At 71.9% G+C, this 24,939-nt stretch carries 20 protein-coding genes and 2 pseudogenes; 7 read left to right on the plus strand and 15 right to left on the minus strand.

The annotated features are described in order from the left end of the window. Together GA0115233_RS34760 and GA0115233_RS34765 are read right to left on the minus strand one after the other, a co-directional pair. A pseudogene (locus tag GA0115233_RS34760) lies at positions 1 to 214 on the minus strand (hypothetical protein); the annotation flags it as partial. A gap of 184 nt (positions 215 to 398) precedes the next feature. After that, complete coding sequence (locus tag GA0115233_RS34765; RefSeq protein ID WP_093724321.1) at positions 399 to 1,784, minus strand: transcriptional regulator; 1,386 nt, start codon at positions 1,782 to 1,784, stop codon at positions 399 to 401. A 285-nt stretch (positions 1,785 to 2,069) separates the two neighbouring features. Between GA0115233_RS34765 and GA0115233_RS34770 the strand changes: the two genes are divergently transcribed. The 3 genes from GA0115233_RS34770 to GA0115233_RS34780 all read left to right on the plus strand — a co-directional run bounded on the left by GA0115233_RS34770 (position 2,070) and on the right by GA0115233_RS34780 (position 5,373). Beyond that, positions 2,070 to 2,732: a bifunctional DNA primase/polymerase gene (locus tag GA0115233_RS34770; protein ID WP_093724322.1), complete on the plus strand. Its 663-nt coding sequence runs from the start codon at positions 2,070 to 2,072 to the stop codon at positions 2,730 to 2,732. A gap of 284 nt (positions 2,733 to 3,016) precedes the next feature. Next, on the plus strand, positions 3,017 to 3,787 hold the full coding sequence (locus GA0115233_RS34775; protein WP_093724323.1) for an ABC transporter ATP-binding protein: 771 nt from the start codon (positions 3,017 to 3,019) through the stop codon (positions 3,785 to 3,787). Continuing rightward, positions 3,784 to 5,373: a transporter gene (locus tag GA0115233_RS34780; protein WP_093724324.1), complete on the plus strand. Its 1,590-nt coding sequence runs from the start codon at positions 3,784 to 3,786 to the stop codon at positions 5,371 to 5,373. The genes GA0115233_RS34775 and GA0115233_RS34780 overlap by 4 nt, the downstream gene beginning before the upstream one ends. Positions 5,374 to 5,578: 205 nt before the next feature. Here the strand turns inward: GA0115233_RS34780 and GA0115233_RS34785 are convergent, their stop codons facing one another. Beyond that, positions 5,579 to 6,460 (minus strand): alpha/beta fold hydrolase, encoded by an 882-nt coding sequence (locus GA0115233_RS34785; protein ID WP_093724325.1) that lies wholly within the window; start codon positions 6,458 to 6,460, stop codon positions 5,579 to 5,581. 521 nt (positions 6,461 to 6,981) lie between these two features. Continuing rightward, positions 6,982 to 7,674, minus strand: coding sequence for a metal-dependent transcriptional regulator (locus GA0115233_RS34790; RefSeq protein WP_093724326.1), 693 nt, complete (start codon positions 7,672 to 7,674; stop codon positions 6,982 to 6,984). 269 nt (positions 7,675 to 7,943) lie between these two features. On the opposite strand from GA0115233_RS34790, the gene GA0115233_RS34795 reads away from it, so the two are divergent. Beyond that, positions 7,944 to 8,699: an SIS domain-containing protein gene (locus GA0115233_RS34795; protein WP_093724327.1), complete on the plus strand. Its 756-nt coding sequence runs from the start codon at positions 7,944 to 7,946 to the stop codon at positions 8,697 to 8,699. A gap of 64 nt (positions 8,700 to 8,763) precedes the next feature. On the opposite strand, the gene GA0115233_RS34800 is transcribed toward GA0115233_RS34795, so the two are convergent. Further along, positions 8,764 to 10,170, minus strand: a complete 1,407-nt coding sequence (locus GA0115233_RS34800) for a PAS domain-containing protein (protein ID WP_093724337.1) — start codon at positions 10,168 to 10,170, stop codon at positions 8,764 to 8,766. Positions 10,171 to 10,312: 142 nt separating this feature from the next. After that, positions 10,313 to 10,759, minus strand: coding sequence for a GNAT family N-acetyltransferase (locus GA0115233_RS34805; RefSeq protein ID WP_255310456.1), 447 nt, complete (start codon positions 10,757 to 10,759; stop codon positions 10,313 to 10,315). A 508-nt stretch (positions 10,760 to 11,267) separates the two neighbouring features. Between GA0115233_RS34805 and GA0115233_RS34810 the strand changes: the two genes are divergently transcribed. Continuing rightward, positions 11,268 to 12,254 (plus strand): isopenicillin N synthase family dioxygenase, encoded by a 987-nt coding sequence (locus tag GA0115233_RS34810; RefSeq protein WP_093724328.1) that lies wholly within the window; start codon positions 11,268 to 11,270, stop codon positions 12,252 to 12,254. A gap of 39 nt (positions 12,255 to 12,293) precedes the next feature. On the opposite strand, the gene GA0115233_RS34815 is transcribed toward GA0115233_RS34810, so the two are convergent. Continuing rightward, complete coding sequence (locus tag GA0115233_RS34815; protein ID WP_093724329.1) at positions 12,294 to 13,394, minus strand: citrate synthase 2; 1,101 nt, start codon at positions 13,392 to 13,394, stop codon at positions 12,294 to 12,296. Between the two features lie 331 nt (positions 13,395 to 13,725). On the opposite strand from GA0115233_RS34815, the gene pdxH reads away from it, so the two are divergent. Next, on the plus strand, positions 13,726 to 14,355 hold the full coding sequence (pdxH, locus tag GA0115233_RS34820) for a pyridoxamine 5'-phosphate oxidase (RefSeq protein WP_176712047.1): 630 nt from the start codon (positions 13,726 to 13,728) through the stop codon (positions 14,353 to 14,355). A gap of 1 nt (position 14,356) precedes the next feature. On the opposite strand, the gene GA0115233_RS34825 is transcribed toward pdxH, so the two are convergent. From GA0115233_RS34825 to GA0115233_RS34860, 8 genes and pseudogenes are all read right to left on the minus strand, one after another. Next, on the minus strand, positions 14,357 to 14,974 hold the full coding sequence (locus tag GA0115233_RS34825) for a TetR/AcrR family transcriptional regulator (protein ID WP_093724331.1): 618 nt from the start codon (positions 14,972 to 14,974) through the stop codon (positions 14,357 to 14,359). Continuing rightward, complete coding sequence (locus GA0115233_RS34830; RefSeq protein WP_093724332.1) at positions 14,962 to 15,696, minus strand: enoyl-CoA hydratase family protein; 735 nt, start codon at positions 15,694 to 15,696, stop codon at positions 14,962 to 14,964. The genes GA0115233_RS34825 and GA0115233_RS34830 overlap by 13 nt, the downstream gene beginning before the upstream one ends. Then, a complete protein-coding gene (locus GA0115233_RS34835) occupies positions 15,693 to 17,261 on the minus strand; it encodes a 4-coumarate--CoA ligase family protein (RefSeq protein ID WP_093724333.1) in 1,569 nt (522 codons plus the stop codon). Before GA0115233_RS34835 ends, GA0115233_RS34830 begins: the two co-directional genes overlap by 4 nt. A 28-nt stretch (positions 17,262 to 17,289) precedes the next feature. Next, positions 17,290 to 18,429 (minus strand): acyl-CoA dehydrogenase family protein, encoded by a 1,140-nt coding sequence (locus GA0115233_RS34840; RefSeq protein WP_093724334.1) that lies wholly within the window; start codon positions 18,427 to 18,429, stop codon positions 17,290 to 17,292. After that, positions 18,426 to 20,282, minus strand: coding sequence for an acetyl/propionyl/methylcrotonyl-CoA carboxylase subunit alpha (locus tag GA0115233_RS34845; RefSeq protein ID WP_093724335.1), 1,857 nt, complete (start codon positions 20,280 to 20,282; stop codon positions 18,426 to 18,428). Before GA0115233_RS34845 ends, GA0115233_RS34840 begins: the two co-directional genes overlap by 4 nt. A 6-nt stretch (positions 20,283 to 20,288) precedes the next feature. Next, positions 20,289 to 21,888 (minus strand): annotated as a pseudogene (locus tag GA0115233_RS34850) (acyl-CoA carboxylase subunit beta). Then, positions 21,885 to 23,570, minus strand: coding sequence for an acyclic terpene utilization AtuA family protein (locus tag GA0115233_RS34855; protein ID WP_093724336.1), 1,686 nt, complete (start codon positions 23,568 to 23,570; stop codon positions 21,885 to 21,887). Before GA0115233_RS34855 ends, GA0115233_RS34850 begins: the two are co-directional and overlap by 4 nt. Next, positions 23,567 to 24,364 carry a TIGR03084 family metal-binding protein gene (locus tag GA0115233_RS34860; protein WP_093724339.1) on the minus strand — a complete coding sequence of 266 codons (798 nt, stop codon included), beginning with the start codon at positions 24,362 to 24,364 and terminating at the stop codon, positions 23,567 to 23,569. The genes GA0115233_RS34855 and GA0115233_RS34860 overlap by 4 nt, the downstream gene beginning before the upstream one ends. A gap of 120 nt (positions 24,365 to 24,484) precedes the next feature. Here GA0115233_RS34860 and GA0115233_RS34865 point away from each other — a divergent pair. Beyond that, positions 24,485 to 24,939 (plus strand): helix-turn-helix domain-containing protein (locus GA0115233_RS34865; protein WP_141689616.1); only part of this gene is annotated, 455 nt, incomplete at its 3' end.

Genomic DNA, 24,939 nt, shown 5'->3' on the forward strand with positions numbered 1-24,939 from the left:
CCGCCTGCGGCTGCTGCTGCTCGGGGCCCCAGGAGCCGTGCCACGACTGACCGCCCGACGGGGCCGCCGGGGCGGGCGGCGGGGTCGGGTGCTGCGGGGCGCCCTGGCCGCCCGTCATGCCCGGGAGCAGGGGCTCGCCTCCGTCGGAGGGCAGCACGATGCCTTCGCGCGCGACTCGCGCCGAGGGCTCCTCGCCCTGTCCACTCTGCGTCACCGGGACTCCTACGAATGGGGGACCTTCGGAATCGGGCTCACGCTACCGGGTCACGCGAGCGGCGTGCCACGCAGCTCAGGACGTGACCCGTGTCCCTGTGACGGCCCTAACAGATCCGGTCCCCCAACGCCCTGCGTCAACTCCCTTCTGTTACGGCTGATACGGCTCCTTCGCCTCCGCCGTCTCAGGCCGCCGCCTGGAGCTCCAGCCGCGCCCCGAACTCCCGTACCACCGGCTCCTCCCGGTAGGGCTCCAGGCGCTGCTGGAAGTCCTCCAGGTAGTCGGCGCCGCGGTTGGAGCGCAGGGTCTCCAGCAGTTCGACCGCTTTCAGGCCGGTGTTGCAGGCCTGTTCGATCTCCCGCTGCTGCACCTGCGCTGTGGCGAGGAGCACATAGCCGATGGCCCGGCGCCGCGCCTTGGTCTCCGGCAGCCCGGCCAGGGACTGCTCCGCGCACCGGGCCGCCGCGTCGGCCTGCCCGAGGTCGCGGTGGCAGTGCGCCAACTCATCCGCGAGATAGGCCTCGTTGAAGTGCGTGATCCACGGCGGGTCGTCACCGGAGGCCGGATCGGCCGCCTCCAGCGCGCTGACCGCCCGCGAGGAGGACACCTGCGCGGCCCGTACGTCGCCCAGCAGCGCGTGCCCGCGGGCCTCGGCGGCGTGGAACATCGCCTCCGCGCGCGGGGTGACGCGTCCGCGCGCGCCCTCCTGCGCCGCCCGCGCCAACTGGGCGATCTCACGCGGGTTTCCGAGCTGCGCCGCCAGATGGCTCATGGACGCGGCGAGCACGTAGCCGCCGTAACCGCGGTCCCCGGCGGCCTGCGCGAGCCGCAGGGCCTGGATGTAGTAGCGCTGGGCGAGTCCGGGCTGGCCGGTGTCGACGGCCATGTAGCCGGCCAGTTCCGTCAACCGGGCCACCGCGGCGAACAGTTCACGCCCCACCGCCTCCCGGTACGACCCCGCGAGCAGCCCCGAGACGACGCTGTTGAGGTAGTGCACGACGACCGGGCGCACATGCCCGCTGCCGTACTGGTGGTCCAGGTCGACCAGCGCCTGCGTCATCGCCTTCACGGCCGCCACGTCGGACTGGCCCACGCGCGGGCCCGCCGAGCGCGCGACCTGCGCGTCCGGCGCCGAGATCAGCCAGTCCCGGCTGGGCTCGACCAGGGCGGAGGCGGCGACGGAGGAACCGGACAGGAAGTCCCGCCGCCCCACGTCGCTGCGCCACAGCTCGCAGACCTGCTCGATGGCTCCCAGTACCGTCGGCGAGAACTGGAGACCGACGCCGGACGCGAGGTTCTTGCCGTTGGCCATCCCGATCTCGTCGATGGTGACCGTACGGCCGAGTTTGCGGCCGAGTGCCTCGGCGATGATCGCCGGGGCGCGCCCCCGCGGCTGCTGTCCGCGCAGCCAGCGGGCCACGGACGTCTTGTCGTAGCGCAGATCGAGGCCGTGCTCGGCGCCGCACATGTTGACCCTGCGGGCCAGCCCTGCGTTCGAGCAGCCCGCTTCCTGGATGAGCGCCTGCAACCGTTCGTTCGGCTGCCGCGCGACGAGTGGCCTTGCGGCCATGGCGTACCCCCTGTGGCTGCGGTGCCCTGCCCACGCACCGAGTTGATGTGTCTTCGTACCGAATGAATCCGGCCGTGAAGATCAATGCCCCGCGGACATACCGAAAATGCGAGACATGCGAGGATTGCCGGGGTAAGCCCGAAGCCGACCCCGCTTGTGGCTACCCATCTCCAGCCCCGGATCCTCCCGCGCGCCCCCGTACGTGCATCCATGCGCCCCAGTTGCGGAATCGATGCTCCTCCCCGGCGCGCGCTACGGGCGTAACCCGAGGTGGGTGCGGGAGTTGTGATGTGCGTGGAAGAGACGATCGAGGCCACTGAAGCCGCCCAGATTCCGAAGCAGCGCGGGGAATCGCTGCTGGAGACCGCCGTACGCTACGCCGAGGAGCGCCACTGGGACGTGTTTCCCGGCACGTGGCTGGAAGCCGTCGACGGGGTGCAGCGCTGCTCCTGCGGCGACGCCGCCTGCGGTGCGCCGGGGGCGCATCCCGCGCGCGCGGACTGGGCCACGCAGGCCACGGGCAGCGCGACGGTGGCCCGCCGGATGTGGTCCAAGCAGCCCCTGTCCTCGATCCTGCTGCCCACGGGCCGTACGTTCGACGCGATCTCCGTCGCCGAAACGGCCGGATTCCTGGCCCTGGCCCGGATGGAGCGCATGGAGCTGACGCTCGGCCCGGTGACCCTGACCCCGGACCGCCGGATGCACTTCTTCGTGCTGCCGGGCGCCTCGGTGAAGGTGCCCGACCTCGTCCGCAAGCTCGGCTGGGCGCCCGCCTCGCTGGACCTCGTGGCGCTCGGCGAGGGCAGCTACGTGGCGGCACCGCCCACCCGCTTCGGCTCCCGCGGCGCCGTGCAGTGGGCCTGCCGCCCGACCCCGGCCAACCGCTGGCTGCCGGACGCGGAGGAACTGATCTCCCCGCTCGCCTACGCGTGCGGACGGGACCGGTAGCCAGGGGCAGGGCGCGTCGCCGACGGGACCGGTAGCCCCCCTCCGGCACGGCGCACCGCCGACGGGACCGACGGCCCTCCCCCGCAGGGCGCTTCGCGAACGCGGCCCAGCCCCTCGGCGTCCGCGGGCACGTCGTGCTGGGACCCGACCGCCCCCGCGGCCACTGCGCGAACGGACCGACCGGTGCCTTCCGCGGAGGCGGCCGACAGCCGGGCGGGCAGCTCTGCCCCGCAGGGCGCGCTTCGCGGACGGGACCGGCCGCCGGTCCCCCGTAGGGTGCTTCCATGACCTCGGCCGTATCAGTACGTGGACTGTGGAAGCGCTTCGGGCAGCAGATCGCCGTCGCGGGGATCGATCTGGAGCTGCCCGCGGGCAAGTTCATCGGGCTGGTCGGGCCCAACGGCGCCGGGAAGACCACCACGCTCTCCATGGTCACCGGGCTGCTGCGGCCCGACCAGGGGACCGTGGAGGTCGTCGGGCACGACGTGTGGCGGGACCCCGTGGCGGTGAAGGCGCGCATCGGGGTCCTCCCGGAAGGGCTGCGGCTGTTCGAACGGCTGTCGGGGCGCGAACTGCTCGCCTACACCGGCCGGTTGCGCGGACTGCCCGGCGCCGAGGTCGACAAGCGGGCCACGCAGCTCCTCGACGTCCTCGACCTGGCCGGAGCCCAGCACAAACTGGTGGTCGACTACTCGACGGGCATGCGCAAGAAGATCGGGCTCGCCTGCGCTCTCCTCCACAACCCCGAAGTGCTCTTCCTCGACGAGCCGTTCGAGGGTGTCGACCCGGTCTCCGCGCAGACCATCCGGGGCGTGCTGGAGCGGTACACCGGCTCCGGCGCCACGGTCGTCTTCTCCTCCCACGTCATGGAGCTGGTCGAGTCGCTGTGCGACTGGGTCGCGGTCATGGCGGCGGGCCGGATCCGGGCCCACGGCACGCTCGCCGAGGTCCGCGGCGAGGCGTCCTCCCTCCAGCAGGCGTTCCTGGAACTGGTGGGGGCGCACGGCAGGGACGCCGGGTCGGACCTGGACTGGCTGGGCGGCGGCAGCCGATGAGCGACGCGTCCACGATCACCCCGGTCTTCGTCCGTCTGAAGCTGTCCCTGCTGCGCAACGGCCTGCGCCAGTCCTCCGGCCGCCGCGTCGCCTACATCGCCTCGGCGGTGCTCACCCTGCTGTTCGCCGCGCTCCAGCTGATCGGCCTGATCGCGCTGCGCGGCCACGAGCACGCCGCGTCCGTGGTGATCCTGCTGGTGGCGGTGCTGGCGCTGGGCTGGGCGGTGATGCCGCTGTTCTTCCCCAGCGGCGACGAGACCCTCGACCCCACCCGCCTGGTCATGCTCCCGCTGCGCCCCCGCCCCCTGGTCGGCGCCCTGCTCGCCGCCTCCCTGGTCGGCATCGGCCCCCTGTTCACCCTCTGCCTGCTCACCGGCTCGGTGATCGCGGTGGCCCACGGCACGGCGGCCTACGTCGTCGGCGTGCTCGGCACCGTACTGGGCCTGCTGGTCTGCGTCGCCCTCGCACGGGCCGTCGCCGCCGCCAACATCCGCCTGCTGACCAGCAGGAAGGGCCGCGATCTGGCGGTCCTGAGCGGTCTGGTCATCGCCGTCGGCGCACAGGTCGTCAACTTCGGCGCCCAGCGCCTCGGTTCGGCCGGACTCGGCCAGCTCGACCCGGCCGCGGACGTCCTGAGCTGGGTGCCGCCCGCGTCGGCGATCAGCGCGACGGACGCGGCGAGCGAGGGCTCCTACGGCGTGGCCATGCTCCAACTGGCCCTGACCGCCGGGGCGCTGGCCGCGCTGATCGCCGTATGGGCACGGCATCTGACGCGGCTGATGACCGAGCCCGACGGGTCGACCCTGCAGTCCCCCGACACGGCCGTACGGCAGTCCACGGGGCTCGGCCGGCTGCTCCCGGCCGGGCGCACGGGCACCGTCATGGAGCGCAGTCTGCGCTACATCTGGCGGGACCCGAAGACCAAGGCGGCCTGGGTGACCTCGCTGGCGATCGGACTGATCGTGCCGGTGTTCAACGCCGTCCAGGGCACCGGCTCGGTCTACTTCGCCTGTTTCGCGGCGGGGATGCTCGGAATCCAGATGTACAACCAGTTCGGGCAGGACACCTCCGCGTTCTGGATGGTCGCGATGACGATCTCCTCCACGCGGGACGCCTACGTCGAACTCCGCGCGCGTGCCTTCGCCCTGCTGGTGATCACCCTCCCTTACGCGACCCTGGTCACCGCGGTGACGGCGGCCATCCTCGGCGCCTGGGCACGCCTCCCCGAGACACTCGGCCTCTCCTTCGCCCTCCTCGGCGCCATGCTGGCGACCGGCGCCTGGTCCTCGGCCCGTTTCCCCTACTCCATTCCGCAGGAGGGCCACAAGAACGTCGCGCCCGGCCAGGTCGGCCTCGCCTGGATCTCCATCTTCGGCGGCATGGTGGCGGCGGCCCTGCTCTGCGCCCCGGTGATCGCCCTGACGATCTGGCTCAATATCTCCGCCGACGGCGACAGTTGGTCCTGGCTCCTCCTGCCCACGGGCGCGGCCTACGGCACCGCCCTCACGGCCCTGGGCCTGCGCCTGGCGGCCCCGAGAACGGCAACCCGCCTGCCGGAGATCCTGACGGCGGTCAGCAAGGGGTAGGGGCTCTTGAGCAAGGGGGCCTCTGAGCAAGGGGCCCGGGGCCTCTGGGCGAGAGGCAGGGGCCCCTGAGCAAGGGGCAGGGGCCTCTGAGCGAGGGCCTACGGCGCATTTGAACTCCGGGCGCGGGCACTCCCTCAGGGGCGCGGGGAACTGCGCGACAAGCTCCCACGAACCCGCACCCGCCACCCAACCGAACCCCCCGAGTTCAAAGGCGCCCCGCACCCCGCACGGCGTCCAGAAACGGCTCGATCGCCGCCCGCCACGCCTCCGGCTGGTCGTAGTGCACCAGATGCCCCGCCTCGGCGACCTCCGCGTACTCCCCTTGAGGAAGCACCCGCACCATCTCCTGCGCCTCGGCGCGCCCGAGTTCCCCGTCGAGCCCCCGCACGACGAGCGCGGGGCACCGCACCTGCGCCAGTTCCTCCCAGTGCGCGTCGTACACCCACGTCTCCCGGGACTGCAGCATCTGCTCCTGCTCGAAGACCGGCCGCCACCCGTCCTCGCACTCCTGCATGACCTCGGCGTAGAACTCGCCCCGCGCGGGGTTGGGCCGCTCCACCCAGGGATCGTCCTCCCCGAACCACTTGCGGACATCGGCGAGGGTCGCGAAGGGCAGCGGCCAGGACTTGAACCAGTCCGCCCACTCCCGCTGCGACGCGGCACCCAGCGCGGATGCCCGCATGTCGCAGATGATCAGCCCCGACACCAGGTCGGGCCGTTTCGCCGCGAGCTGCCAGGCGGTGAGCGCGCCCATCGCGTGCCCGACGAGGACGGCCGGGGCGAGGCCGAGCTGTTCGAGGGCGGCCTCGGCGTCCTCCACGTATGCCTCACGGGTGAAGGCGGCCTTGGCCGGTTTGTCGCTGCGGCCGTGTCCGCGCTGGTCGAGGGCGACGGCGCGGTGCCGCTCGGAGAGCCAGCGGGCTGTGGCCGCCCAGTGCGAGGCGCGGCCCATCAGCCCGTGCAGTAACAGCACGCCGTGCCCCGGTTCGCCCTCGGCGGCCGTGCCGTCGGTCTTGGGTGGGTCGCCGAACTCCCAGGCCGCGAGGCGTACCCCGCCCTTCCCGGTCACGTCGATGCGCCGCGCCATAGGTCCTGGCACCCCCCTAAGGTCCGCCTGCCGTGCCTGTGCGTCGGTCACGCGAGCCTCGCGTGCTGTGTGTCGTCGGAGTGTCCGTCACCCGCAGATTATCGAACCCCTATTCGAAAATGCCGTCTCGCCGGGCAACACCCCTCATTCGAGTGACCTCCCTCAAGGATTGACCGTCGCGGCCCAGGGGAGATCTTCAACGGGAGGCGGACCGCTCGGGGAAAACGGTCCGAGGGGAATGACCCTGGGAGCTCGGGGCTCCGGGTCAGAACAGGGGAGGACAGGCCCCGGCGCCGTACGGCGCCGGGGCCCTCCACACGGCTGCGGCACATCCTCCGACCCCCTCAGGTCATATGCCTACCGCGACAGCCTCGCACGCGCGGCGCCCGAGCGCTGCGATTCGACGCACTGAATCATGGATTCGGCGCGATCGTGGCGCCGCCCCAACTCCCCCTGTGGCACCAGGAGTTGTGTACGACCGGGCGGGCTCGACAGGCGGACCGGGCTCGGGCGGACCGGGCTCAGCGCTTGGCGACGAACACGTGCGAGGCGATGTCCGCCTCCAGCTCGGCCGCCTCACCGCCACTGCCCACCAGCACACCGCCCGCGGACTCGGTCACGCTCACCACCGAGCCGGGCTGCACGCCGGCCCGCCGGAGGGTGTACATCAGCTGCGCGTCGGTCTGGATCGGCTCACCGATCCGGCGCACGACGACGGTCTTGCCGTCCGCGCCCGGGTCCAGCTCCGCCAGCGAGACCATGCCCTCGTCGAGGAACGGGTCGGCGCCGTCCTTCTCGCCCAGCTCCTCAAGCCCGGGGATCGGGTTGCCGTAGGGGGACTCCGTGGGGTGACGGAGCAGCTCCAGGACGCGGCGCTCGACGGCCTCGCTCATCACGTGCTCCCAGCGACAGGCCTCGGCGTGCACCTGCTCCCACTCCAGGCCGATCACGTCGACGAGCAGGCACTCGGCCAGCCGGTGCTTGCGCATCACACGGGTGGCCAGGCGGCGGCCCTCGTCGGTGAGCTCCAGGTGGCGGTCGGAGGCGACGGACACCAGGCCGTCCCGCTCCATTCGCGCCACGGTCTGGCTGACGGTCGGCCCGCTCTGGTCGAGCCGCTCGGCGATCCGGGCACGCATCGGGACCACACCTTCCTCCTCCAGCTCAAGGATGGTGCGGAGATACATCTCCGTGGTGTCGATCAGTCCGGACATACGTGCCCCTCGATGAGATCTGCCGGAAGCACGACGGCTTCGCGGCGTGCGCTGGCCCTGGCCTCAATTCTGACGCATAGCGCTGACAACCGTGCCGCGCCGTTGAAACCAGGGGGTTTCGCGCTTGTACACGCCGGTTCGCGGCGCCCGCCCCGACGCGCACCGTGACCGCGCCGTCGCCGTATTGACACCGCAGTGGTCCAGACCGCACCGTGATCGCGACGGATCACGACCGCCCACGGAATTCCCACGGCAAAGGGGCCCCGCGCATGAGCGACCGCAAGCTGTCCGGCCAGTTCTTCGACGCCGCGATCGGGCTGCTGCAGAAGGTCCGCGACGAGGAGGCCGGGAACATCGAGGCGGCGGGCGAGCTGCTCGCCGACGCGGTCGCCGGGGGCGGGCGGCTGTTCGCCTTCGGCGCCGGGCACTCCTCGCTGCCCGCGCAGGACGTCGTCTACCGCGCGGGCGGTCTCGCGCTGATGAACCTGCTGGTCGTACCGGGTGTGGTGGGCGTGGACGTGGTGCCCGCGACCCTGGGTTCGGCGCTGGAGCGGGTCGACGGGCTCGCGTCGGCGGCACTGGACACCTCACCGCTGCGCGCCGGCGACGTACTAGTGATCATCTCCCTCTCCGGACGCAACGCGCTCCCGGTGGAGATGGCCACGAAGGCCCGCGCCCTGGGCGTGAAGGTCATCGGCGTGACGTCGGTGGCCTACGCGACGGAGACGAAGCCACGGAACGCCTCCGGCACCTTCCTGAAGGACCACTGCGACGTCGTCCTCGACTCCAAGATCGCGGTCGGCGACGCCGAGCTGACCCTGGACACCGTCCCCGCCCCCTTCGCCCCGGCCTCCACGGTGGTCACGTCGGCCCTCATGCAGGCCGTCATGGCCACGGCGGCGGGCGCCCTCGCGGACCGCGGCATCGAGCCCCCGCTGCTGCGCTCCGGCAACGTCGACGGCGGCCACGAGTGGAACAGCCGGGTGATGGCGGAGTACGGCGACCGGATCTTCTACCGGCACTGAACCCTCACAACCCGCCGAAAACCCTTACGGGGCGCGCCCCGAACCTCTACAGCACACCCGACCCCTACAGCGCGCCCGCCAGATCCAGCGCCGCGGCGATCCGGGCCGCCACATCCTCCGCGTACGCCGCGTCCGAACGCTCGAAGGGGGTGCGGCCCGCCCCTCGGAGGAAGGTCACCACGCCCAGCGTGCGGCCCCGGCTGCGCAGGACCGCGCACAGGGCGTGCACCGACTCCGGGGGCCAGCGGCGGGACTCCGCCCACTCGCGGGCCTGTTCCGGAGGCACCGTGCCGACGCTGGCGCGGACCGAACCCGCGCGGGAGACGCACTGCAGCGCCGGGTGACCCTCCGGGTAACGGACCGGGAGACCGGCGGCACCCGTGGACAGGCTGGGGCCGGGCGGTCCCGAAGGCGTCGCGGCGGCCCGGACCAGGCGCACCTCGGCGGCCGGTTCCGTATCGCTCAGGAAGCCGCCCGCCACCCGGTCGATCAGGGCGTGATCGGCGAACCCGGCGAGCGCGAAGTCCAGGTGGACCGTGGCCGCCTCCATCGGGTCCTCGCACTCCGCGGCGGCCCGCGCCGCCCGGTGCAGCTGATTCGTACGGAAGCGCAGCAGTGCCGCCTCCTGCTCGCCCTGCTTGGCCTCGGTCACGTCCTGGAACAGCCAGCCCACACCGAGCGGCACCGGCTCCTCGGCCAGCGGGGAGGCGAGCCGGACGAAACCGCAGCGCCAGCAGCGCCGCTGCTCGCCCTCCGGAGTGCGCACGGACACCCAGATCTCGGCGGGCGCGGGCGGCGCGCCCTCGGCGAGGACATGGGTCAGCGCGCTCTCCAGCTCCTCCACACCCCGGGCCAGCAGCTCGCCCAGCGGACGGCCGAGCACCGACGTACGGCCGATGCCGAGCGCACGGGCGGCGTGCGCGTTGACCACGGCCGGACGCAGATCGGCGTCGACGAGGACGACACCGAAGGAAGCGTCCTCGAACAGCGCCTCGCTCAACGCGATGGACCGCTCCAGGTCGATCTGGGCGTGCACCTCGCTGAAGGCGCAGTACACACCGGCGGGCTTTCCGTCGGGGCCGCGCACGGCCGCGGACTGGGTGCGTACGAGAACCCGGCCGCCGTCCTTGGTCAGCAGCGCGAACTCGTGCACCTGCCGCCCCGGGGCGTCCATGGCGGACATCAGCCGCCCCTCGACCTCCTCGGCGTCGGCGCTGCGCACCGCCCACCCGGCGAACCCCTGCCGCCCGACGGCCTCCTCCGCGGTCCAGCCGAGAATCCGCTCGGCCTCGCGGTTCCAGTGGGTGACGACACCATGGGCGTCGAACGCGCACAGGGCCGCATCCATGCCGTCCAGCAGCGCGGCGAGCAGATCGGAGCCGCCCGATCCCTCCGGTCCCTCGGGACCGGACCGCTCGGGCTCGTCCGGCCCCAGCTCGTCGGTGGTCCCACTACGCCGGGAAGCACTCACCTGGACCCCCTGCCAAGCCGCGTCCGCACGCGTACGGTGCGGCGGTTCGCCCACTCACCATCATTCAACTCGAACGTGACCCAGCACACATCGGGTTCCCGCAAGATTTCGAGAATCGTTGTAGCCCGGAAACGTCCCTCACTCACGCCCCGAGCCGCAGCGTGAGCCACACCTCGTTCTCGTCCTCGGGCGCCACGTACCGCTCCACCTCGACGAACCCGCGCGCCTCGGCGAACCGCACCCCGTCGCCGTTCGCGGCGAGCACCACGGTCTGTATGTGCCGCGCCCCGAGCCCGCGCGCGTGCGCGAGGCAGTGCTCGTACAGGGCCGCCCCGATCCCCCGTCCCCGGTACTCGGGCAGCACCCGCGCGATGACGGTCGCGACCCCGTCCTCCGCCCCCGGGGGCCGCACGGTGGAGCACCCGACCAGCTCGTCCCCGAGGTAGACGTTCTCCAGCCGGTTACGCCCACTGCGCTCCCGCACCTCGTCGGCGCTCAGCTCGTCCGGCGGCACGATGACGTTGTGGACGTACCGCCACTGCTCCAGCATGCGGTCACCGACAGCCACCTCGACACGAAGATCGTTCACGCCCGACACCTCCCCATGCCGGGTACACCTCAACCTCGGAAAAAAAGTGGTTGATCCCGGCCCGGCGGGTTCCTAGTGTGTTGCCTACGCCGAAAGGAGGTGATCGGGTACATGAGTGAAACCCGGACGCGCGAGGTGGCTGCGGGCTAGCGGCCCGTCACCACATCAGTGCGGTGCCGGACCAGCGTGCGCGAGAAGCACGCAGCCGGCCCAATCCCAAGCAGCCGCCCGACCCGCGAGCTCGCCGGTACGTCCGGCCGGCCCTCCGTTTCAGGAGGTCCCGAGTTCGCGGGTCGTCTGCGTTTTCGGCGGCTTCGGCGATCACGGATGATTTTCGGGTGTGATCTGGGCCATCCGGAAAATCTGTGGCCCGCAGTACCCTGGCGACATGATTTCGCTCGTCCGACGCCGTCACGTGGACTTCCTCCGCGTCACGAGCATGGGCTGTCGGCGCTCCGTCTGAACCCAGCGCCCCCCTTCCTCCCTCACTTCTCCGCGGGACACAGCCATGTCGTCGTACCAGCAGCTTCCGATCATCGATCTCACCGCGCCCGATCTGTCCGAGCGGCTGCACAGCGCCGCCCATGACGTGGGGTTCTTCCAGCTTGTCGGGCACGGGGTCGGGGAGCGGGAGACCGAGCGTCTGCTCTCCGCCATGCGGAAGTTCTTCGCCCTGCCCGAGGCCGAGCGGCTCGCGCTCGACAACATCAACTCGCCGCACTTCCGCGGCTACACCCGCACCGGCGACGAGCGCACCGGCGGCGCCCGGGACTGGCGCGATCAGCTCGACATAGGCGCCGAGCGGCCCGCCCGGGTGCCCGGTCCCGGTGAGGCCCCGTACTGGTGGCTCCAGGGGCCCAACCAGTGGCCCGCCGAGCTTCCGGAGCTGCGGGAGGCCGCGCTCGCCTGGATCGAGCGGCTCAGCGGGGTCGCCGAGCGGCTGCTGCGCGAGCTGCTCACCGCCATCGGGGCGCCCGCCGACTTCTACGACCCGGTCTTCGGCGACGCCGCCCACCCGCACCTCAAGCTCGTCCGGTACCCGGGCAGCGCCGGGGACGGTGCCGACCAGGGTGTGGGCGCCCACAAGGACTACGGGTTCCTGACGCTGCTGCTCCAGGACCAGGTGGGCGGGTTGCAGGTGCAGCGCGCGGACGGGCAGTTCCATGACGTGCCGCCCATCCCGGGTGCCTTCGTGGTGAACCTCGGTGAGCTGCTGGAGGTGGCCACCAACGGCTATCTCGTCGCCACCAACCACCGGGTGGTCTCCCCGCCCGGGGCCACCGAGCGGTTCTCGGTGCCGTTCTTCTACAACCCGCGCCTGGACGCGCGCGTGCAGCCGGTTCCCTTCCCGCACGCCTCCAAGGCGCCCGGCATCACCGAGGACCCGGGCAACCCGCTCTTCGCCGAGTACGGCTACAACGAACTGAAGGGCAAGCTGCGGGCCCATCCGCTCGTCGCCGAACGGCATCACCGGGATCTGCTCACGCCCGCATGACACCAGGGCGCCCCTCAGAGGGGCGCCCTGTGTGCGGGCTCAGTGCGCGATGTCCGCGTACCCCTCGATCTCGCGCGGGTCGCGCGAGCCGGGGCCGACGTAGCGGGCGGACGGGCGGACCAGGCGGCCGGTGCGCTTCTGCTCCAGGATGTGCGCCGACCAGCCCGCGGTGCGGGCGCAGGTGAACATCGACGTGAACATATGGGCCGGGACCTCGGCGAAGTCGAGCACGATCGCCGCCCAGAACTCCACGTTCGTGGCGAGCACCCGGTCGGGGCGGCGGGCGTGCAGCTCGGCGAGGGCGGCCTTCTCCAGGGCCTCGGCGATCTCGTAGCGGGGCGCGCCCAGCTCGCGGGCGGTGCGCCGCAGCACTCTGGCGCGCGGGTCCTCGGCGCGGTAGACGCGGTGGCCGAAGCCCATGAGCCGCTCGCCGCGGTCCAGGGCCTGCTTCACGTACGCCTCGGCGTCCCCGGTGCGCTCGATCTCCTCGATCATGTGCAGCACGCGCGAGGGCGCGCCGCCGTGCAGCGGGCCGGACATCGCTCCTACGGCGCCGGAGAGCGCGGCGGCGACGTCGGCGCCGGTGGAGGCGATGACGCGCGCGGTGAAGGTGGAGGCGTTCATGCCGTGCTCGGCGGCGGAGGTCCAGTAGGCGTCGACGGCGGCGACGTGCTTGGGGTCGGGCTCGCCGCGCCAGCGGATCATGAACCGTTCGACGACGGACTGCGCCTTGTCGATCTCGCGCTGCGGGACCATGGGCAGGCCCTGGCCGCGGGCGGACTGGGCGACGTAGGACAGGGCCATCACGGCGGCGCGGGCGAGGTCCTCGCGGGCCTGCTCGGCATCGATGTCGAGGAGCGGTTTCAGGCCCCAGACGGGGGCCAGCATGGCGAGCGCGGACTGCACGTCGACGCGGATGTCGCCGGAGTGGACGGGGATCGGGAAGGGCTCGGCGGGCGGGAGGCCGGGGTTGAAGGCCCCGTCGACGAGCAGGCCCCAGACATTGCCGAACGAGACGTGGCCGACGAGGTCCTCGATGTCGACGCCCCGGTACCTGAGTGCGCCGCCCTCCTTGTCGGGTTCGGCGATCTCCGTCTCGAACGCGACGACTCCTTCGAGTCCGGGTACGAAGTCGGACATCAGGCGGCTCCTCGTGATGTGTGCGACAGATGGTGTTGTCGGGACGATGGTGCGACCACGCCCGGGTACGGCGGGGACGGCTCGGCGTCCGGGGGATCCGCGGTCGTGGCTCAAAGGACTCGCGGTCCTGGGAGGTATCCCAGTGATTCCCGGCTGGCGGTCACCCAACCGAGGCGGTCTCAGAACGATATCCCCGAGTGCCACCTTTGGGGAGTGGTTGCGGCACTGAGTGCCACGCAGTGATGAAGGACACCGTGCCGAACGGAGGCCGCGCATACGGCAAGATGACCGCGTGACCGACCGAGACGACGCACATCCGGACCCCGCCGCGATGCGCCAGCAGTACCGGGCCGCGGGACTCGCCGAGACCGACCTGCCGGCCACCCCGGTGGAACAGTTCGCCCGCTGGTTCAAGCAGGCCGCGAGTGAGGCTCATCTGTTCGAGCCGAACGCCATGGTCGTCTCCACCGCCAACGCCGAGGGGCGCCCCAGTTCGCGCACGGTGCTGCTGAAGCAGTTCGACGAGCAGGGGTTCGTGTTCTTCACGAACTACAACTCCCGCAAGGGCCGCGACCTCGCCGAGAACCCGTATGTCTCGCTGCTGTTCCCGTGGCACCAGATGGCCCGGCAGGTCATCGTGCAGGGCATCGCACGGCGTACGGGGCGGGACGAGACGGCCGCCTACTTCCGCACCCGTCCGCACGGCTCGCAGCTCGGTGCCTGGGCCAGCGAGCAGTCCGCGGTGATCTCCACCCGGGCCGACCTGGACGCCTCGTACGCCGAGCTGGCCGCCCGCTATCCGGAGGGCGAGCAGGTGCCGGTGCCGCCGAACTGGGGCGGTTTCCGGGTGGCGCCGCAGTCGGTGGAGTTCTGGCAGGGCCGGGAGAACCGGCTGCACGACCGGCTGCGGTACGTGATCGAGCCGGACGGGAGCTGGCGGGTGGAGCGGCTGAGCCCGTAGTTCAGTGCCGGGCGCCCAGGGCGTCGTCGAGGAGTGCCGCCCACTGGGCCACCACCCGCTCGCGGCGCGGGCCGTCGTCCGTGAGCAGGTTGGCCAGGCCCAGGCCGCGGGCCATGTCGAGCAGGCCCTGGACGGTTTCGCGCACTCCCGGTTCGGACTCGTCGGCGCCGAGCAGGTCGACGGCGATGCGGTGGGACTCGCGGCCGACGCGGGCCTCCAGTTCGGTGACCTGCGGGCGCAGCTGCTCCTCGTTGGAGGCGGCCACCCACAGGTGCAGGGCGGCGCGGAAGAGGGGGCCGGTGTAGAGGGCGACGAGCGCCTCGACCACGGCCCGCCGGTCCTGGGCGGCGCCCTGCGGGAACAGGGCGCGCAGGGCGGTGGAGCGTTCCTCGGCGACGTATTCGACGGCGGCGGTGAACAGGTCCTCGCGGGTGGGGAAGTGGTGTTGCGCGGCGCCCCGGGAGACGCCCGCGCGTTCGGCGACGACCGACACGGTGGAGCCCGCCCAGCCGTGTTCGGCGAGGCAGGCCACCGCGGCTTCCAGGAGCCGCTGCCGGGTGGCCCGGCTGCGGTCCTGCTTGGGGACGCGTTCGCGTTCCGCCGTACTCACATCACCCATGGGGGATCCCGTCGTTCCAGGAAGGCCGTCATCCCCTCGCGGGCCTGCGGGGAGGCGAACAGCCGGGCCGAGAGCGCGGTCAGCTCCGCCGCGTCCCGGTCGAATGACTCCAGCACCCTAGCCGTGAGCAGCCGTTTCGTCTCGGCGAGGGCCTCGGGGGCGGAGCGTCTGAGACCGTCGAGCACGGGTTCGAGTACGGCGTCCACGTCGTCCCCGGCGGCGGTCAGCAGGCCGATGCGGGCCGCCTCGGCGGCGTCGAAGCGCTCGCCGGTGAGGTAGTAGCGGGCGAGGGCGCGGGGGTCGGTGCGCGGGAGGAGGGGGAGGGAGATGACCGCGGGGGCCACTCCGATCCGTACCTCCGTGAAGGCGAAGCTCGCCGTGTGCGACGCGACGCCGATGTCGCAGGCGGCGAGCAGGCCGAGGCCGCCCGCGCGTACGTGGCCGGTGACGCGGGCGACGACCGGCCGGGGCAGCTCCACGATCTGCTTCAGCAGGGCGACGAGGGCGTCCGGGTGGGGCGGGTCGCGCAGGTCGGCGCCCGCGCTGAAGGTGTTGCCGGTGTGGGTGAGGACGACCGCGCGTACGCCGGGGTCCTTGGCGCAGTCGGTGAGGGCGTCGGCCAGCTCGCCGACCAGCGCCGCCGAGAGGGCGTTGCGGTTGGCCGGCGAGTCGAGGCTCAGGGTTTCCACGCCACGCGCGCGTGCCCGGCCGATCAGGCTCACGCGCGCTCCCTCAGTTCGCGGCGGAGGATCTTGCCGGAGGCGGCGCGGGGCACGGCGTCGAGGAAGGTGACCTGGCGGACGCGTTTGTAGGGGGCGACGCGTTCGGCGACGTACATCATGATCTCGCTCTCGGTGAGGTCCCCGGCGGACGGCTGGCGCACGACGTACGCGCGGGGCACTTCGTTGCCGTTGTCGTCGCGGACGCCGATGACGGCGGCGTCGGCTATGCCGGGGTGGGTGAGCAGCAGGGCCTCCAGTTCGGCGGGGGCCACCTGGAAGCCCTTGTACTTGATGAGCTCCTTGACCCGGTCGACGACGAACAGCCAGCCGTCGGCGTCGACATGGCCGACGTCGCCGGTGTGCAGCCAGCCGTCGGCGTCGATGAGGGAGGCGGTGTCGTCGGGGCGGCCGAGGTAGCCCTTCATCACCTGGGGGCCGCGGATGAGGATCTCGCCGGCCTCACCGACGCCGAGGTCCTTGCCGGGGTCGTCGAGGGAGACGATCCGCATCTCGGTGCCCGCGATGAGCCTGCCGACGGTCCCGGGGGGCGCCTCGCTCATGGCGCCCAGGGGGACGACGTGGGTGCCCGGGGAGAGTTCGGTCATGCCGTAGGCCTGGCCGATCGGGGGCAGGTTCAGGCGCCGGGAGCAGGCGGCGGCGAGTTCGGCGTCGAGGGGGGCGGCGGCGGAGATGAGGTACTTCAGCGACGACAGGTCGTAGTTGTCGACGGCCGGGTGCTTGGCGAGGGCGAGGACGATGGGCGGGGCCACGTAGAGCGCGGTGATGCGGTGCTTCTCGATGGCCGCGAGGAATGTGTCCAGCTCGAAGCGGGGCAGGACGACGACGGTGGCACCCTTGCGCAGGGGCGCGTTCATCAGGGCGGTCAGGCCGTAGATGTGGAAGAACGGCAGGACCGCGAGGACGCGTTCGCCGGGTCCGGCGGTGACGGCGGCGTCGAGCTGGACGAGGTTGGTGGCGATCTGCCGGTGGGTGAGCATGACGCCCTTGGGCACTCCGGTGGTGCCGGAGGAGTAGGGCAGGGCGGCTGTGTCCTCGGCCGGGTCGATGTCGATCTCGGGTTCGGGGGCGGTGGTGGCGAGCATGTCGATCAGCGAGCGGTGGCCGGGCGCGCTGTCGCAGACGAAGATCTCCTGGACGCCGCCCGCGAGTTCGGCGGCCCGGCGGGCCGACTCCAGCAGGGGGGAGACGGTGATGATCCAGCGGGCGGCGCTGTCCTTGAGCTGCCGGGCGAACTCCTCGGGGGTGTAGAGCGGGTGCACGGTGGTGACCGAGGCACCCGCGCGGGTGGCGGCGTAGAAGGCGGTGGGGAAGGCCACAGTGTTGGGGCTGTGCAGGGCGATGACGTCGCCCTTGCGGACCCCGGCCTCGGCGAGACCCGCGGCGACCTTGCGGTGGAACCGGTCGACTTGTTCGTAGCTGAGGGTGGTGCCGTCGGTGCCGTCGATCAGAGCGGGCGTGTCACCGAACTCGGCGGCACCGCCCAGGACGAACTCGTGGATCGGCTGGTCCACGGGGGTTACGTCGGCGTACTCGCTGCGGAACATGGGGCCTCCTCGCACAACGCTGTGCCGGTCAGTAAGACTTGGGCAGACCCAAGGTCTGGTGGGAGACGTAGTTGAGAATCATCTCCCTGCTCACCGGTGCAATACGAGACACGCGGGCCGCGGTTATCAATTGGGCGAGTCCGAATTCCCGCGTGAGGCCGTTTCCGCCGAGGGTGTGCACGGACTGGTCGACCGCCTTCACACAGGCCTCGGCGGCCGCGTACTTGGCCATGTTGGCGGCCTCTCCGGCGCCGATGTCGTCGCCGGCGTCGTAGAGATGGGCGGCCTTCTGCATCATCAGGCGAGCGAGTTCGAGTTCGATGTGCGCCTGGGCGAGCGGGTGGGCGATGGCCTGGTGGGCACCGATCGGGGTCTTCCAGACGGTGCGTTCGCGGGCGTACTCGATGGCCCGGTTCAGCGCGAAGCGGCCCATGCCGATCGCGAAGGCGGCGGTCATGATCCGCTCGGGGTTGAGCCCGGCGAACAGCTGGAGCAGGCCCGCGTCCTCGTCGCCGACGAGCGCGTCGGCGGGCAGCCGTACGTCGTCCAGGACAAGCTCGAACTGCTTCTCGGCGGCGTTCAGCTCCATGTCGATCTGGGTCCGCTGGAAGCCCTCGGCGTCGCGCGGGACGATGAACAGGCAGGGCTTGAGGTTGCCGGTGCGGGCGTCGGCGGTGCGGCCGACGATGAGGGTGGCGTCGGCGATGTCCACGCCGGAGATGAACACCTTGCGGCCGGTGAGGATCCAGTCGCCGGTGTCCGGGTCGCGACGGGCGGTGGTGGTGATGCGGTGGCTGTTGGAGCCCGCGTCGGGCTCGGTGATGCCGAAGGCCATGGTGCGGGTGCCGTCGGCGAGGCCGGGCAGCCACTCACGCTTCTGCTCCTCGGTGCCGAACCGGGCGATGACCGTGCCGCAGATGGCCGGTGAGACCACCATCAGCATCAGCGGACAGCCCGCGGTGGCCAACTCTTCGAGCACGATGGAGAGTTCGGAGATACCGCCGCCCCCTCCGCCGTACTCCTCGGGCAGGTTGACGCCGAGGTAGCCGAGTTTGGCCGCCTCCTGCCACAGGGCCTCCCGGTCGAAGGTGCGGCCGTGACGCCTGCCGAGCGCGGCGACCGCCTCGCGCAGGGCCTTGTGCTCATCGGTTTCCAGGGTGACGCTCACTTGTCCTGGTCCTCCTCTACGACGGCGAGCAGAGTTCCGACGGCGACCTGGTGGCCGACGGCGGCGTGCAGTGCGCTGAGCGTTCCCGTGACCGGTGCGGTGATCTTGTGTTCCATCTTCATCGCCTCCAGCCACAGGAGGGTCTGTCCGGCCTGGACGGCCGCCCCTTCGGCGAGCCCTTCCGCGAGGCGCACGACCGTGCCCGGCATGGGCGCGAGCAGGGAGCCCGGCGCGTGCTGGGCGGTGGGGTCGGGGAAGCGGGGCAGGGCGGTCAGGACGGTGGTGTTGACGTGGACGCGGTCCCCGTAGCGCGCCACCTCGAACCGCCGCCGGACGCCGTCGACTTCGAGGACGACGAGGTCCGGGGCGGCGTGCACGACGCGCACGCCGTCCGCCTCCAGGCCGCCGGTGCGGGTGTGCCGGTAGGGGACCTCGTGCTCCTCGCCGGCCAGGGCGTAGCGGCGGATCTGGGGCTGGGAGGGCACGTTGCGCCAGCCGCCGAAGCGGGAGCCGGTGCGGCGGGCGTCGGCGAGGGCGGCGGCCAGAGGGGCGTGCGGGTCGGGGGCGGGCTCGGTGAGTGCGGGCAGGTGGCGGTCGTAGAAGCCGGTGTCCATCCGCGCGGTGGTGAACTCCTCGTGGCGCAGGGAGCGTACGAGGAGGTCGCGGTTGGTGACGGGCCCGTGCACGGCCGCCCGCTCCAGGGCGTCGGCGAGCTTGCGGATCGCGGCGGCGCGGGTGGGGGCGTGGGCGACGACCTTGGCGAGCATCGGGTCGTAGTGGACGCCGATCGCGTCGCCGTCGGTGTACCCGGTGTCCAGGCGGACGCTGTCGGGCACGGTGAGCCGGTTCAGGGTGCCGGTCTGCGGGGCCCAGTCGTGCGCCGGGTCCTCGGCGTACAGGCGGGCCTCGACGGCGTGCCCGCGCGCGGGCGGCGGCTCGGGGTCCAGACGCCGCCCCTCGGCCACGGCGATCTGGAGGGCGACCAGGTCGACGCCGTGGACCTCCTCGGTGACCGGGTGCTCCACCTGGAGGCGGGTGTTCATCTCCAGGAAGTGCGCGGTGTCGTCGGCGACCAGGAACTCGACGGTGCCCGCGCCGACGTAGTTCACGGCGCGCGCGGCGCGCACGGCCAGCGCGCGCAACTCCTCCGCGAGCCGGTCGGAGAGGCCGGGCGCGGGCGCCTCCTCGATCACCTTCTGGTGGCGGCGCTGGAGGGAGCAGTCGCGCGTGCCCAGCGCCCACACCGTGCCGTGCGCGTCCGCGAGCACCTGCACCTCCACGTGGCGCCCGCGCTCCACGTACGGCTCGATGAACACCTCGCCGTCGCCGAAGGCGCTCGTGGCCTCGGCGCGCGCGCCCTCCAGGGCGGCGCTGAGATCCTCAAGGCGGCGCACGATACGCATCCCGCGCCCCCCGCCGCCCGCTGCCGCCTTCACGAGCACCGGCAGGTCGCTCTGCGCGACCTCGCGCAGCGGCGCGAGCCCCATGAGCTTCTTCGCGCGCGTCTTGGACGCCATCGCCTCGATCGCCTGCGGCGGCGGCCCGATCCACACCAGCCCCGCGTCAACGACGGCCCGCGCGAAGTCGGCGTTCTCCGACAGGAACCCGTAACCGGGGTGCACGGCGTCCGCGCCGGCCGCGACGGCGGCCTTCACGATCAGGTCGCCGCGCAGATACGTCTCCGCGGGCGTGGCGCCGGGCAGCCGTACGGCGGCGTCGGCCACGCGCGCGTGGAGCGCGTTCTCGTCGGCGTCCGAGTGCACGGCGACCGTCCGGATTCCCAACTCACCACAGGTGCGGAAGACGCGGCAGGCGATCTCGCCCCGGTTGGCGACGAGTACAGAAGTGATCACTGGACCTCACATCCGGAAGACGCCGAAGCCACCGCGCGCGCCCTCGTAGGGCGCGGTGTGGATGGCGGACAGGCACAGGCCGAGGACGGTGCGGGTGTCGCGCGGGTCGATGACGCCGTCGTCGTAGAGCCGCCCGGACAGGAACATGGGCAGCGACTCGGACTCGATCTGCTGCTCCACCATGGCCCGCAGCGCCGCGTCCGCCTCGTCGTCGTACGGCTGCCCCTTCGCGGCGGCCGACTGGCGGGCGACAATCGACAGCACGCCCGCGAGCTGCTGCGGCCCCATCACGGCGGACTTGGCGGACGGCCAGGCGAACAGGAAGCGCGGATCGTACGCCCGCCCGCACATCCCGTAGTGCCCGGCGCCGTAGGAGGCACCCATGAGGACGGACAGATGCGGCACCCGCGAATTGGACACCGCGTTGATCATCATCGCCCCGTGCTTGATGATCCCGCCCTGCTCGTACTCCTTGCCGACCATGTAGCCGGTGGTGTTGTGCAGGAACAGCAGCGGAATGTCCCGCTGGTTGGCCAGCTGGATGAACTGGGCGGCCTTCTGCGACTCCTCGCTGAACAGCACGCCCTGCGCGTTGGCGAGGATGCCGACCGGGTAGCCGTGCAGGGCGGCCCACCCGGTGACCAGGCTGCTGCCGTACAGCGGCTTGAACTCGTCGAAGTCGGAGGCGTCGACGAGCCGGGCGACCACCTCACGCGGATCGAAGGGCACCTTCAGATCCCCCGGGACGATCCCGAGCAGCTCCTCGGCGTCGTACTTGGGCGGCTCGGCGGGCCCCGGATCCGGGTACGTCTTGCGGTGGTTGAGCCGCGCCACGACCCGCCGCGCCTGCCGCAGCGCGTCCGGCTCGTCCACGGCGAAGTAGTCCGCGAGCCCCGACACGCGCGCGTGCATCTCGGCACCGCCCAGCGACTCGTCGTCGCTCTCCTCACCGGTCGCCATCTTCACCAGCGGCGGCCCGCCGAGGAACACCTTGGCGCGCTCCTTGACCATGATCACGTGGTCGGACATGCCGGGCACGTACGCGCCACCCGCAGTGGAGTTCCCGAAGACGACGGCGATCGTCGGAATCCCGGCGGCGGAAAGCCGGGTGAGATCCCGGAAGATGGCGCCGCCGGGGATGAAGATCTCCTTCTGGGACGGCAGATCGGCGCCGCCCGACTCCACCAGGCTGATACAGGGCAGCCGGTTGGCGAGCGCGATGTCGTTGGCGCGGAGGGCCTTCTTCAGGGGACCAGGGATTGCTGGCCCCGCCCCGCACGGTCGGATCATTGGCGGTGATCAGACACTCCACGCCCTCGACAACCCCGATCCCGGTGACCAGGGAGGCCCCCACGGCGTAGTCACTCCCCCAAGCCGCCAGCGGCGACAGCTCAAGGAAGGGCGTGTCCGGGTCGAGCAGCAGCTCGATGCGCTCCCGCGCGAGGAGCTTGCCGCGCCCCCGGTGCCGCGCGATGTACTTCTCACCGCCGCCCGCGATCGCCTTGGCGTGCTCGGCGTCGAGATCGGCCAGCTTGGCGAGCATCGCCTCGCGGTTGGCCCGGAACTCCGGGCTCTGCACATCCAGCGCGGAGGACAGGACGGTCACAGGAGGGCCTCCGGTATGTCCAGGTGCCGCGAGCGCAACCACTCGCCGAGCGCCTTGGCCTGCGGATCGAAACGGTGCTGAGCGGCGACTCCGGCGCCGAGGATGCCCTCGACGACGAAGTTCAGGGCGCGCAGGTGGGGCAGTACGTGCCGGGTGACGGGCAGGTCGGCGGCCTCCGGGATCAGCTCCCGGAACCGCTCGACGGTCAGCTCGTGCGCGAGCCAGCGCCAGGCGTCGTCGCCACGGACCCAGACACCCACATTGGCGTCGCCGCCCTTGTCCCCGCTCCGGGCCCCGGCGACCCGCCCGAGAGGGGCACGGGTGCGCGGTCCGGGCGGCAGGGCCTCTGGGAGCAAGGGCTCCGGTACGGCGTCCAGTACGGCGGTGTCGGGCGGCGGCGCTACGGGCAGACGCTCCCCGTCGGGGAGGACGGCGACATGGGGCACGTCGCCCTGGGGGACGTAGGTCGCCTCGAAGACGCCGTACGGGGCCCCCTTCCCAGGCGGGGCGAGTACGTGGAAGCCGGGGTAACTGGCGAGGGCGAGTTCGATGGCGGCACCGCTCAGCGCGCGTCCGACGGCGGCCTGGTCGGGGTCCCGGACGACGAGCCGGAGCAGGGCGCTGGCCAGCTCCTCGCTGTCGGCGTCGCCCCGATCGGTCCGCACCAGCTCCCATTTCACTTCCGCGGGCGGCGACTTGGCGAGCGCGTCCGTCAACTGGGCACACACCAGCTCGGCCTTGGCCTCGATGTCGAGCCCGGTGAGCACGAAGGTGACCTCGTTGCGGAACCCGCCGAGCCTGTTGACGCCGACCTTGAGCGTGGGCGGCGGAGCCTCCCCGCGTACGCCGTCGATACGGACCCGGTCGGGCCCGTCCTGGCTGAGCCGTACGCTGTCGAGCCGGGCGGTGACATCGGGCCCGGCGTACCGGGCGCCGGAGGTCTCGTACAGGAGCTGGGCGGTGACGGTGCCGATGTCGACGTAGCCGCCCGTGCCGGGGTGCTTGCTGATGACGGCGGAGCCGTCCTCGTGGATCTCGGCGAGCGGGAAACCGGGGTGGAGGAGGTCGCGGACGGGCCGTTCCCCGAAGAAGGCGTAGTTCCCACCCGTGGCCTGCGCCCCGCACTCCAGCACATGCCCGGCGACGACGGCGCCCGCGAGGCGGTCGTAGTCGGTCGGCGCCCATCCGAAGTGGGCGGCGGCGGGCCCGGTGACCAGGGCGGCATCGGTCACGCGCCCGGTGACGACGACATCGGCTCCCGCGCGCAGACAGGCGGCGATCCCGAAGCCGCCGAGGTAGGCGTGGGCGGCGAGGCTGCCGGGGTGGGCGGAGGTGAGGTCGTCGCCCTCGACGTGGGCGACGCGGACGGGCAGACCGAGGCGTTCGACCAACTGCCTTACGGAGTCGGCGAGTCCGGCGGGGTTGAGCCCTCCGGCGTTGGCGACGATACGGACCCCGCGCTCCTGGGCGAGCCCCAGACACTCTTCCAACTGCCGCAGAAAGGTGCGGGCGTACCCGGCGCCGGGGTCCTTCAGGCGGTCCCGGCCGAGGATGAGCATGGTCAGCTCGGCCAGGTAATCACCGGTGAGGACGTCGAGTTCACCTCCGGTGAGCATCTCGCGCATGGCGTCGAAACGGTCGCCGTAGAAGCCTGAGGCGTTGCCTATACGGAGGACCGTCATTGGCGGCCCCCTCCCTTGGCCGGCCGCCCTTCACCGGGCGGCCCCGCGAAGGCCTGCGCGATGTCCAGCCAACGGTCGGCGTCCTCGCCTTCCGCCGTCACGGCGAGGTCGGCGCGGTTCGCACGGCGCGTGACGAGGAGGCAGAAGTCGAGGGCGGGGCCGGTGACGCGCTGGCGGGCGTCCTCGGGGCCGTAGGCCCAGGTGTCGCCGCTGGGTGCCTCGATCTCGACGCGGAACTCCTCGGTGGGCGGGGTGAGTCCGTGGACGAAGTAGGCGTAGTCCCGCGCGCGCACTCCGATGCGGGCGACGTGCCGCAGCCGGTCGGTGGGCGGCCGCTCCACGCCCAGGGCGTCCGCCACGTCCTGGCCGTGGGCCCAGGTCTCCATCAGGCGGGCGCTGGCCATGGACGCGGCGGCCATGGGCGGGCCATACCAGGGGAAACGGGCGCCGACGGGGGCGGAGGCGAGGGCATCGGCGAGCGCGGTACGGCCCTTGCGCCACTCCGCGAGGAGTTCGGCGGGCGGGGTCTTGGCGCCGCGCTCCGCGCCCTCGTCGACGAAGGTGTCGGGTGCGACCAGCGCCTTCTCCACCTCCTTCGCGAAGGCGTCCGGGTCCGTCACGGCGAGCAGGGCCGCGTGGTCGGTCCAGGCGAGGTGCGCGATCTGGTGGGCGATCGTCCAACGAGGGGCGGGCGTGGCGAGGGACCACTGGTCCGGGCTCAACTCGGCCACCAGCCGGTCGAGTTCATCGCTTTCGGCACGCAGGTCGTCGAACACGGGGGTCGGGTCGGCCATGGGGAGGAGCATGGCAGCGGGTTCAGAATCAATCAAGCACGCTTGCATGATTTCTTTTTCGGCAACTCCGGTACCGCTGTGCGGTCGTGTGGCTACTCTCGGTGATTGGAGGTGGTCACTGTGTCCAACATTCGCCAGCTCGACCCGAGCGCGTCCCCGCTCGACTACTACGGCTACGAACTGCGCCGGGCGCGGGAGGCGGCGGGGCTTACGCAGGCGCAGCTCGGGGCGATCGTGTTCTGTACGGGGTCCTTGATCGGACAGATCGAGACGACGTTAAAGGTGCCGACGCGGGAGTTCTCGGAGCGCGTGGACGCGGCGCTCGGGGCGGACGGGAGGTTTTCGCGGCTGGTGGGGTTGGTTTTGCGGAACCAACTGCCGAGCTGGTTCCAGCCGTATGCGGAGATGGAGGCAGCGGCAACATATATCTCCACATACCAGGCGCAGTTGGTGCACGGGCTGCTCCAGACGGCGGGGTACGCCCGCGCAGTTCTCAGCACGCGGGATCAGGGTGATCTGGACGGTCAGGTCGCTGCAAGGCTGGAGCGTCAGCGGATCCTGGAGCGAGAGCAGCC

Origin of the sequence: Streptomyces sp. DI166, assembly GCF_900091315.1 — a bacterium.
GTDB lineage: Bacteria > Actinomycetota > Actinomycetes > Streptomycetales > Streptomycetaceae > Streptomyces > Streptomyces fuscus.

Bases quoted from the DNA above. Each gene is read 5' to 3' on its own strand.
- GA0115233_RS34765 (WP_093724321.1), bottom strand. From the start codon at position 1,784: ATGGCCGCAAGGCCACTCGTCGCGCGGCAGCCGAACGAACGGTTGCAG.
- GA0115233_RS34775 (WP_093724323.1), top strand. From the start codon at position 3,017: ATGACCTCGGCCGTATCAGTACGTGGACTGTGGAAGCGCTTCGGGCAG.
- GA0115233_RS34780 (WP_093724324.1), top strand. From the start codon at position 3,784: ATGAGCGACGCGTCCACGATCACCCCGGTCTTCGTCCGTCTGAAGCTG.
- GA0115233_RS34785 (WP_093724325.1), bottom strand. From the start codon at position 6,460: ATGGCGCGGCGCATCGACGTGACCGGGAAGGGCGGGGTACGCCTCGCG.
- GA0115233_RS34790 (WP_093724326.1), bottom strand. From the start codon at position 7,674: ATGTCCGGACTGATCGACACCACGGAGATGTATCTCCGCACCATCCTT.
- GA0115233_RS34795 (WP_093724327.1), top strand. From the start codon at position 7,944: ATGAGCGACCGCAAGCTGTCCGGCCAGTTCTTCGACGCCGCGATCGGG.
- GA0115233_RS34810 (WP_093724328.1), top strand. From the start codon at position 11,268: ATGTCGTCGTACCAGCAGCTTCCGATCATCGATCTCACCGCGCCCGAT.
- GA0115233_RS34815 (WP_093724329.1), bottom strand. From the start codon at position 13,394: ATGTCCGACTTCGTACCCGGACTCGAAGGAGTCGTCGCGTTCGAGACG.
- pdxH (WP_176712047.1), top strand. From the start codon at position 13,726: ATGCGCCAGCAGTACCGGGCCGCGGGACTCGCCGAGACCGACCTGCCG.
- GA0115233_RS34825 (WP_093724331.1), bottom strand. From the start codon at position 14,974: ATGGGTGATGTGAGTACGGCGGAACGCGAACGCGTCCCCAAGCAGGAC.
- GA0115233_RS34835 (WP_093724333.1), bottom strand. From the start codon at position 17,261: ATGTTCCGCAGCGAGTACGCCGACGTAACCCCCGTGGACCAGCCGATC.
- GA0115233_RS34855 (WP_093724336.1), bottom strand. From the start codon at position 23,570: ATGACGGTCCTCCGTATAGGCAACGCCTCAGGCTTCTACGGCGACCGT.
- GA0115233_RS34860 (WP_093724339.1), bottom strand. From the start codon at position 24,364: ATGGCCGACCCGACCCCCGTGTTCGACGACCTGCGTGCCGAAAGCGAT.